This is a genomic window from Phaeodactylibacter luteus (assembly GCF_007993045.1).
GTDB classification, from domain to species: domain Bacteria; phylum Bacteroidota; class Bacteroidia; order Chitinophagales; family Saprospiraceae; genus Phaeodactylibacter; species Phaeodactylibacter luteus.
Window position 1 is genome coordinate 21,439 of the sequence record NZ_VOOR01000057.1, and the last position, 9,481, is coordinate 30,919.

General features: G+C 55.5%; 5 protein-coding genes and 1 tRNA gene. 3 read left to right on the top strand and 3 right to left on the bottom strand.

Annotated elements, in window-relative coordinates:
* Positions 1–80: 80 nt before the first annotated feature.
* Positions 81–575: a CBS domain-containing protein gene (locus FRY97_RS18925; RefSeq protein ID WP_211356916.1), complete on the bottom strand. Its 495-nt coding sequence runs from the start codon at positions 573–575 to the stop codon at positions 81–83.
* Positions 576–680: 105 nt separating this feature from the next.
* On the opposite strand from FRY97_RS18925, the gene FRY97_RS18930 reads away from it, so the two are divergent.
* Positions 681–1,367 carry a DUF92 domain-containing protein gene (locus tag FRY97_RS18930; protein WP_147169141.1) on the top strand — a complete coding sequence of 229 codons (687 nt, stop codon included), beginning with the start codon at positions 681–683 and terminating at the stop codon, positions 1,365–1,367.
* A gap of 375 nt (positions 1,368–1,742) precedes the next feature.
* Here FRY97_RS18930 and FRY97_RS18940 read toward each other — a convergent pair whose 3' ends face one another.
* Positions 1,743–2,351: a DUF2911 domain-containing protein gene (locus FRY97_RS18940; RefSeq protein WP_147169143.1), complete on the bottom strand. Its 609-nt coding sequence runs from the start codon at positions 2,349–2,351 to the stop codon at positions 1,743–1,745.
* A 252-nt stretch (positions 2,352–2,603) separates the two neighbouring features.
* On the opposite strand from FRY97_RS18940, the gene FRY97_RS18945 reads away from it, so the two are divergent.
* A tRNA-Pro gene (locus tag FRY97_RS18945) sits at positions 2,604–2,678 on the top strand.
* 48 nt (positions 2,679–2,726) lie between these two features.
* On the opposite strand, the gene FRY97_RS18950 is transcribed toward FRY97_RS18945, so the two are convergent.
* Positions 2,727–8,411 (bottom strand): hypothetical protein, encoded by a 5,685-nt coding sequence (locus FRY97_RS18950; RefSeq protein WP_147169144.1) that lies wholly within the window; start codon positions 8,409–8,411, stop codon positions 2,727–2,729.
* Positions 8,412–8,673: 262 nt separating this feature from the next.
* Between FRY97_RS18950 and FRY97_RS18955 the strand changes: the two genes are divergently transcribed.
* Positions 8,674–9,231, top strand: a complete 558-nt coding sequence (locus FRY97_RS18955) for a GNAT family N-acetyltransferase (RefSeq protein ID WP_147169145.1) — start codon at positions 8,674–8,676, stop codon at positions 9,229–9,231.
* Positions 9,232–9,481: the final 250 nt, after the last annotated feature.

Here is a 9,481-nt window from a genome sequence, read left to right on the forward strand (position 1 = left end):
CTCAGCTAAGGGAACGGCTTGCAGGAGGGAGCACAAGCACGGGCCCCTCAAAGGAAGGTGTCTTTCCCGGAAAACCTGGGTTAGGAGTTTTTGGCGTAAAAGGTCTTTTTGTAGCCGGGCATTTCCGGTTCGCGCCCGCGCCAGCTATCGGGGATGTGTTTGACATCGGGCTCCATTTTTTGAATAGCTCTGAGTATATCTACCCTGCTGATCTGCCCCACAAGGCGTCCTGCATCTACCACAGGTAGGCGTTTATACCCACTGCGGACAAACTCGTAGGCGGCATCGAGCACACTTTTGGAAGCCGCTATGGTCTTGATCTGAGTAGACATATAATCCTTTACAGATAATTTCGAAGAAGCAGGCTCTTGATTGTAAGGGCCCTCTACTAATATCCGCAGGCAGTCTGCCTCTGAAAGCATGCCGATCAGTTGGCCGTCTTGGTCAAGGACTGGAGCGCCAGAAATTTTTTTATCTAGCAGCACGTCTATAGCTTCCCTAATGTCCGTGTCTTTTCGGAATGTGATAAGGCTTGTGGCCATGTAATCTGTAATTGGCGGGTAGGGTTTCATCATAGAAGCGCTTTTTTTGGTACGCCTCAATGTAAATCATTTATTTTGTATAAGTCAATATTAGGCGGATTAAAATTTTGCGTAAAGCTAAAAAGTCGGGTGTAAAAAATGCTGAATGCAGGGTTTTTGATTTTTTTAGGCAGCGCTATCGCCTATTGGCGGCATTGGCTTTCGGGGGCAGGTGCCGTAGCGGGAGGAACGGTAGCTGCCCTAGTATTCCTTGGGTGCGGGTGGGCCGGGATCAGCTGTTTGGGGCTATTTTTTGGATTAGGCGTAGGTGCCACGCGCTTTCAGTTCCAGCGCAAGGAGCGGAGCGGGCTGGCAGAAAAGGGGAAGGGCCGCAGAGGGGTGGGCAATGTGATCGGCAATGGTGGCATTGCAGCATTTGTTAGCTTTGTTTTGGTGTGGCATAACAGCTTATCTGGTTTGCCGATTGTGGCGGGCAGTTTGGCAGCGGCTACATCCGATACGCTGTCCTCTGAGCTGGGGAATATTTACGGGAAACGGTTTTGGGATTTGCGTACTTTCCGGGAAGGGCAGAAAGGCATGGACGGTGTCATTAGCTTGGAAGGCTCGTTGGCTGGATTGGCTGGTGCTGCAGCGATGGGTGCCCTTTTACTAGCCTGGGGGGGCGAGCCTAGAGCTGCTCTCATAGTAGTCATTGCTGGGCTAGCCGGCAATGTAACGGATTCTTTTTTAGGGGCTTTTCCAGAGCGAGCGGGCTGGCTGTCCAATCACGCAGTAAACTTTATCAGTACGGCCTGTGCCGCTCTGCTTGTCTTCTTGCTGTTGTGAAGCGGCTTTTCTGTCAAAGCAGAGGGCAGGGGGGCTGCTCAGTTTGTTTCAGGTGATGGGCCTGCCCCTGCCCGCTGGGCAGGTGCCGCTATGCTACGGGGCTCGCTATCCGCTCGGCCCCTCGCCCTACAGGCGTCGGGTCTGGCCTTCGGCCACCCCTTCGCAGCGCTAGTCCCTTGCCAAGCTAGTGCCTTAAGCCCGGAAAGCATAAACACCTGCGGTTTTTTGGTTCACGCCCAACAGCCCAAACAAGATGAACTGCATAGAAAAGCCTGACAATCCAAAATTTGTGAGGCAGATGCACAACTGAATTTTTGAATTGCCAGGCTATGCGCGGCTTTCGCAAGAGGCGCTTCGGCCAAAGTGTTGCTGAGGCTAGCTTGCCGTGCTGACCTTGAAAGAGACCTCCGTATTTTCCCACTTCAGGGTGACCGCGTCAGCCCCTACAGCAAACTCTAGGGCTTCTACCGCTTCATCGAGTGGTTGGGGCGTTACTTCTGCCCGCAGCGCATCTAGCGACTCATCGTAGTCATACGCGCCCCACTGTTCCGTATTCTTGTTGAGGATGATGGTCCATTTTTCTGCTCCTGGTATGGTGAACAAGGCGTAAGTGCCTGCGGCCACTTCTTGCCCTTCTACCATCACATCGGTTGAGAAAGAGACCGTTGTAGCCTCGTTCGCGCCTGTCCGCCAGATCTCATTGTATTGGATCAGTTCACCGAAAATAGCCCGGCCGCGCATAGAAGGGCTGCCGTAATTGACCGTCACGGTTGCGGTACCAATGGTGCCTTCCGCTGTTTTGGGCGGGCTCTTCCGCTGCGTTTTATCTTCTTCCGGTTCTTCATCGGTAGCAGCTTCATCATCTGCTGTGGCAGTCTCTTCCGTAGCAGCATCTGAAGCAGTTTCATTGCTGCTATTGCCTGAGCAGGATGCCAATCCAAGAAGGAGGAGTAGGGCCAAGAAAGACAAGTTTCGTTTCATCATGTCAAATTAAGTTGGTTGAAAGTTAAAAAAAGGGACAAATACAAAAGACCGGTAAAGGGCCAACTGTTCTGTATTTAGCAATATAATGGGATTTTTTTTCAAATGCGCCCCACGATAGGGTACTGATACCCAATGCGGTTGGTTGTGGCAGGCTGGCAGGCAGAACTTTTATCTAAAAAATATTGAATGATTAGTTGTCGTTTTTTCCGACTATCCTTAGTTTTGCACTCTCCTAATTTAGGGGCTTGTGTACGGGATGTAGCTCAGCCCGGTTAGAGTGCACGTCTGGGGGGCGTGAGGCCGGAGGTTCGAATCCTCTCATCCCGACTCTTCTTTTAGCCCGCTGTATGCTTGCCATACAGCGGGCTTCTTCGATTATCGGGCCACGGCCAGCTTGGCCCACTTACTGCAGCCGCCTGTTTCTGCCCGCAAGTAGTAAATGCCTTCGGGCCATTGCCCCACATGGAGCAGAATGTTGCTGCTCCCTATCGGAAGCTGCTGGTACAGTTCCTGCTGTAGCTGCCCGTCTGCACGCAGGCAGCTTATGCGCACTGGCCCGGGCGATGGCATATTGATTTCAAGGACAGCGGTATGGGTTGCAGGGTTAGGATAGGTTTTTAGCCCAAAGTCTTTTTGATCGGCCGCCATCAGCTCTTCCATGCCTACTTCTACCTGCAGTGGGGCTAGGTCTTCCCCATAGGCTACAGCGTTTATCCCGCTTGGGGAAATATGGGCAGGTGAGGTACGGCCCACAGCAAGCACAGCAGTGCCTGGTTTCAGGCGCACCTTTCCTATTGCATGCCAGGCCAGGTTCAGCAAGTGCGCACTGTCGTCCCAGTAGGCTTCCCCAGGGCTGAGGATATCGGATGCCCAACTGGGCAGGCCACCGGGGAAATGCAGGCTGAACTGAAAGGCGGCCAGGTCGCTGCTGCCCCGGTAGATGAGCTCTAGCCCGGCAGAAGGCGATGCCCTCCATTCAAATAGGGCTTCTTCATTTGAGCCGCGGTGGCTGAGCGCTGAATGGAAGCCAGTTTCAGCATCCCCACTGACATCGCCCACTTTGATGGCAATAAAGTTGGCATTGCCCAGCCCTGCCGTGGGCAGGTTATTGATATTGATAAACTCTGGGAACTCTTCAAACCAGGGGTCTTCGGGCAGAGGGAAGACATAATTAGCGGGCACGAACCGCCAGCTCGTATTGTTTGGGAAATCGAGGTCTATGGACAAGATGAGCTTGCGCAGCTGTATCATATCCAAAGTCGTAATGTTGCCGCTCTTGTTGGCGTCCGCCGCAATACGCTTGTAAGGGCCATCTAACAGCTGTACCCCAAGGATGTGCCGTGAGATCAGCAAGAGGTCAAGGGTTGAGATGCCATTGAGGGGGGCTTCATCTAAGGCAGGGGAAAGGGTATAATCATTGCCTGCCGTGAGCCCGGTGAAGAAGAAGCTGCCATCGGCGGCGGTGAGCTGTGTGTTGCCAGAGCTATTGCCAGAAAGGTTGATGGCGGCCCCTTGCAGCCCGGCATCCGATTCGGTGCGGACAAAGCCTTCTATATTGATGCTGTTGCCGTTGCATGCGTCAAAGGGGTCTACAATCCGGACTATCCCAGCACAGGAGCTGAAATTCCCTGCCGCATCGTAAACGTGGGCTTCCACAATATTATCGCCTATTTGGCTGCAGCCAAATACCAAAGCCTGCTGATTGGGGTTGGGCATATCGCCCATAAGGTTGATCGAGGTGGACAGGGGCAAAGAGCAGTCTGAAGGCAGCCCGGACTCCAAGTACTCAGTCGCGGTTATGGTAAGGCTTGTCTGCCCTCCTCCAGGGCTTTCCAGCAGCGCCCGTTCAAGGGTAGCGGGGCATTGGGGCACGGCTACCATACAATCGTTTACCGTAAGGGCGAAGGTGTCCCGGAGTGAGGTGCCACAGCTGCTAACGGCTTCTACAATCAAGCTGTGAGTGCCTAGGGGAAGCTCAAGGGGCAGCCCAAAGTTGGGGTAGGCGGCGTTGAGGGCACCGCTCAGGTCTTCCTCTTCGTTTTGGCCGATGGCAAGGAATACGCTCACTTCATAATCCGTAGAGAGGCATGGCCCACCGCTCAGGGTGAAAGATACAATCGAGCTGCTGCTGCAGTCGGGAGTGCCTGAAGCACATAGCTCAGCAGGAGTGTTCAGCTGTATAGACAGGGGAGGGGAGTCGTCAATCAGGGTGATGACTTGAGTGCAGGAGTTCGAGCTTGCCCTTCCTCCAGCATCAACCGCCGTAAAGTTGCGGACAATGGTCCCTGTACCGCAGTCAAGGTCGATGGAAGGGGCATTTTCCACAATAGTGGCGCCAAGGCAATTGTCTTGGGCGACAGCAGTGCCGAATAGCTGGCCCAACTGAAGAGTGCTGGCGGGGTCAAAATCTTCTCCGAACATGGTGCAGGATGCGGTCTGCGCTGCAGGCGGCTGACAGATTGGGGAGAGGTTGTCCACTACCGTGACCAGAACTTCCCCACTGTAGCCCGAGCCTAAATCCCGGACTTCTACCACGATGGACTGGCCAATGTCGCAACAGGTGAACGGCAGGCTGGCCGACCAAGGCGTGAACGAGCCCCCGGGCAGGGCTTCACAGGTGGCCTGGTCATAATCCAAAAACCTGCGGGCTTCTAGGCTGAAAGGCGGGCAGTTCCCATTATCTGCCAATAAAAGGTCGGAAGCAAACAAGGTGACAGCACCGATGGCATTGACGGCAATGGTGTCCGTGGCGCGCACGCTCGGCAGCTCTGAAGTGTTGAGCAGCCCTTCTGCTACGGCCTGGGTATTGAACAAAGGGCTTGGCCCTGGGAAATTGAGCTCGTAAGCGGCAAAAAAATAAGAAGTGCACGCGTCAAACCCGGTAGCTTCAAACGTGGTGTCCGGGCCAATGTAGATCACATAATTGCCATCGCCGATTTCGCTACCGGCCCCAAAAAACGGATTGGCAAAGTAAGCCGTACTGTCTTGAGGCACTGCGCTGACCGGCTGCCCGGCCCGGGCAATGACCATCCGCGCCTGCCCGTTCCCAGGGGCAATAGACCCGCTGGCCACCCCTGGGCTTGACTCCGCAACCGTTAGCTCTTGTGGCCCGAGAGGAGGTGGGCCAAGGGTGGTATGCACGAGCACTGCAGCTTCCGTTGAAAAGGCCGCAGAAGATTTGACCCCACGGTATTCAAAAACATGGAAGCGGTAGGTGGCCCCTGGTGCCAGGTTGTTGATGATCACGCTGTTGCCAGTGGAGAAAAAAACGACTTTGGCATTTCCGATCTGCTGGGCAAATGGGCTTTCATAATTGGGGCTGGCCGCGTATGTTGTGCCCGCTATCAGGTTGGAGTCGAAAGGCTCGTCTAAGGTCACCAAAACAAGCTGCCCGTCGCCATTGCCATTTTCCCAGCTCAGGCGCACCGTCTGAGGCCCGGTGTTCTGTGCCTGAAGGTTGAAAGGCAGGGTGTCAGGGGGGCTTACGGTAGACTGAACCCCCTGTAGAGGCGGGGCGAGGTAGAAGGTCGCTGTATCTGAAGCATTGTACTCAAAAACACCGAGGTGGTAATCAGCTCCTGGCTCAAGCTGGGTAAGGGAAAAAGAGCTGCCTGTGCCGTCGTACACTACAAACTCACCGGCAGAAAGCTCATCGCCTTGCCCAAACTGCCCATTGGGGGTGTAGAATGTGCTGTCTACCGGCATGGCGGATACCGGCTCTCCCTTGCGGGCTATCACCAGGCGGCGGTTGCCGTTGCCGTTTTCCCAAGCGGCCTCCATCCGTGTAGCGCCTACGCTGCTGAATTGAAGCTCAGTGGCTTGGGCGGTAGGCGGGGCGGGCAGGGTAGAAGCGCTAAACCTTAAAGCCTCCAATGCGTACACGGGCTGGTTGGCGCCATTGTATTCGTAGATGGCGAAGTGGTACTCCAGCCCGGGCTGCAAGCCTTCCAAAAGGAAGGAGTCTTGTGGCCCACTGAATACAACCGCCTGGTTTTCTTGTAGCTGCTCTGGGTTGCCCAGGAAGAAATTATTGCCCTCATAGGCAAAAAGGTCTTCTGGGGAAACCGTCACAGGGGCTTCTGGCCGGCAAATGACGATCCTGCCATCTCCGTCCCCATTAGACCATTGGATGTTCATGCTGTTGCCCGTCTCCTCGGAAATGATAGGGGCTGAGGCGGTTATCGCCGGTGGGGCAGCAGTTTGGAACATGCCCTCCGCCACGATTTCTCTTTGGTAAATGGTGCTGCCTTCTGCGCTGCCATAATACTCGAATACCTTGACATGATACGTGGTGGATGGCGATAGCTGCCTGGCCTGTACCTCATCCCCAGTACCTTGGTAGACCACAAAAGTGCCGGGCGCTACTGCGGGGGAAGCCCCAAAGAAATTGGAAGCTGTGTAAAGCGCGCCATCTTCAGGAAGGAAATCGACAGGGGAATTGGCCCTCATCACTACTATCCGCCGGGAAAGGGCCAGGTCTTGCCCGATATCCCAAGACAAAGAGAGCCGGTTGCCTTCAACAGGCGGGGCGGCTTGCAGGTTGCTGACGGCAGATGGCGGAGGGTCTGAAGCAGTCTCTCCTGCTGTGGTCGTGCCTGGCAGCAGGTAGACGGGGTCGTTGAAGCCATTATAGTCATAGAGGTTGAAGAAGTAGGTCTGCCCAGGGGAAAGCCCGGTGACGGTGACCGTCTGATCAGGGCCCGCATATATGGCTTTGGTGGCGCTGCCCGGCTGAAGAGAGGGGGCAGTGCTAAAGTTGGGGATCAGAAAGGGGAAGTTTTGATAGTTCGTTGGCATGGCGTCCGCCGGATTGTTCTCCGTAATGGTCAGGAGCCGGTTCTGCCCATTGCCATTCTCCCAAGTAAGCACCATGGATTCGTGCAGGGCGGTTTCGATGGCCAGGCCGGTGGAGGGCACGCTTGGCGCTCCGAGCGTGGCCTGGCTGTTGTTCAGGCTTGGGTTGACCAAGTAATAGGTGTTGCCCTGTCCTGTGCCGTTGAATTCGAACACCCTGAAATGGTAGGTAGTATTGTCGTTGAGCCCCCGAACGGTAGTCGAGCTGCCCGCCCCTTTGTACACCACGAAAGCCCCATCCGGCATTTCATCCCCTTGTCCGAAGTTGGTATTGGCGGTATAGGTTTCCCCGTCCTGAGGGAAGGAGAGCACCGCGCTCCCTTCTTTGGCGAGCACTAGCCGGGTGGCCCCGTCGCCGGGCTCCCAATCAGCAAAGAGCTGCCCTCCGTCATTGGCTGTTACAGCCAGGTTGCTGCCGGGGCTGCCCGGCGTGGTAATGGTAGTGCCCTGCGCTGTAGCCGGGGAAAGCTGATAAACGGGCGCAATGCTGCCATTGTACTCGAAAAGGCTGAAATGGTAAGTGATGCCAGGCTGCAGCCCGGTCACAGTGGTGCTGTCGCCCTGGCCGGAATAGACTACAAAATTGCCGTCGCCAACTGCTGCCCCTGTGCCAAAGACAGGGTTGCCAAGATAGGCTTGCAAGCTTTCAGGGGCTGCATCAACTGGCAGGCCAGCCTTAGCCAGCAACAGCCTGCCTGCCCCATCCCCGTTGTCCCATTTGAGCTTTGCACTGTTGCCGGTCAGGTCTTCAATGGCCAGGTTGGAAGGCGCAGCTGCCGGCGCAGCCGCGGTCTGTTGAATGCCGGTAAGCGGAGACATCAGGTAGGCGGTGCCGGGGCCTACGCCATTGTACTCAAAGACTGCAAAATGGTAAGTTGAATTGGGCTGCAGCCCAGTCACGGTGACGCCCTGCCCGGTCCCGTCGTATACGATATATGCGCCAGAGCCCGGCTGTATTTCCTGTCCAAGTGCAAAAGTGGTGTTGGCTTGATAATCAACCCCATTGAGCGGCATGGCAGCAACAGCTGAGCCTGCCCGGGCCGCTACGATACGCCGGCTGCCATTGCCGGGCATGAAGGATAAGCTGATCCGGTTGCCTTCGGGTAGGGTGAAAGCGAGCCCACTAGCAGATTGGGTGGGCGCCTGTGCAGAAGACACAATAGGGAGGCAGATGCAGAGCATCAGCCAAAATGTTTTGGGATTCATAATTGTTCTGTCGTTTTCTCTAGCTGGAGCTGGAGCTCCCTCGGGGGGCTGTTGCTCCAGGGGTAAAGTTTTCAGGGCTTTAGGCTGGCAGGCGGAACACTGGTTTGTCTGGAAAAGTGTATCAAATATAGGCAATCTTTGGTTGGCACAGGCTTTCGTTCTCCTCTTTGATGATCAAAAAAATGGATTGTTGCGGTGCCGATCAGCCCGCAGGGTTGGCAGTCAGCTGCTGTAGGCGTATTTTAGGAGGCAAAAACGGAGTATGACTTATTCAGCTGCCCAATCTCAATTTGACCTGGAAAGCATCCTTTCCTTGCAGGCCCGCAACCTGCCCAGCAACATCTCTCAGATCGAAGCAGCGGAGCAAGGTTTTGTGACGGTGCACCACAGCTTGGGCATCCTCCAGGCCATGAACGAACAGTACGGCCACAGCTTGGCTTGGGAAAACGGCCAGCTGTGCGGGTATGCTTTGGTCATGGAGACGAAGTTCAGGGACGAGATACCTGTCCTTTTCCCCATGTTCGAGCTGTTGGACGGGGTGGTGTGGCGGGGCAAGCCGCTTGCTGAATGGAGGTACTTTGTGATGGGGCAGATCTGCGTTGCCAAGGCTTACCGTGGCACAGGGGTGTTCGCAGGGCTCTATCAAAACCTACGCGAAAGGCTTAGCTCGTCCTTCGATTTGGCCGTAACACAAATTTCTGCCCGGAACCCCCGCTCTGTCAGGGCCCACGAAAAAACAGGGTTTGAGGTGCTCCATGAGTATACTGCTCCTGACGGAGAGCATTGGCTCGTTGTTGGCTGGCCATTTTTGGGCAGCTAGCCCAGCTGGGCGTACACCCCAATGCAGCTTTTTTTTAGGCACGATCATGGCGCCGGCCTAGCGCTGCGCAGGGGTTTAAGAGCCCGTTAGGGCCGAGCGGACAGCGAGCCCCGGAGCATAGCGGCACCTGCCATCGGGCAGGGGCAGGCCCCCTCCTTACGGCAAGGGCAGGCCTATTTCAGCTCAGCATTGGCCCCGCCGCTGTGCCAATCCCGCTGCTGCCAGCTGCCTGCCACTTAGGCCACTCTCC

What these genes read in the sequence shown, in the direction of transcription:
- FRY97_RS18925 (WP_211356916.1), bottom strand. Translation starts at nt 575, where the DNA reads ATGATGAAACCCTACCCGCCAATTACAGATTACATGGCCACAAGCCTT.
- FRY97_RS18950 (WP_147169144.1), bottom strand. Translation starts at nt 8,411, where the DNA reads ATGAATCCCAAAACATTTTGGCTGATGCTCTGCATCTGCCTCCCTATT.
- FRY97_RS18955 (WP_147169145.1), top strand. Translation starts at nt 8,674, where the DNA reads ATGACTTATTCAGCTGCCCAATCTCAATTTGACCTGGAAAGCATCCTT.
- FRY97_RS18940 (WP_147169143.1), bottom strand. Translation starts at nt 2,351, where the DNA reads ATGATGAAACGAAACTTGTCTTTCTTGGCCCTACTCCTCCTTCTTGGA.
- FRY97_RS18930 (WP_147169141.1), top strand. Translation starts at nt 681, where the DNA reads ATGCTGAATGCAGGGTTTTTGATTTTTTTAGGCAGCGCTATCGCCTAT.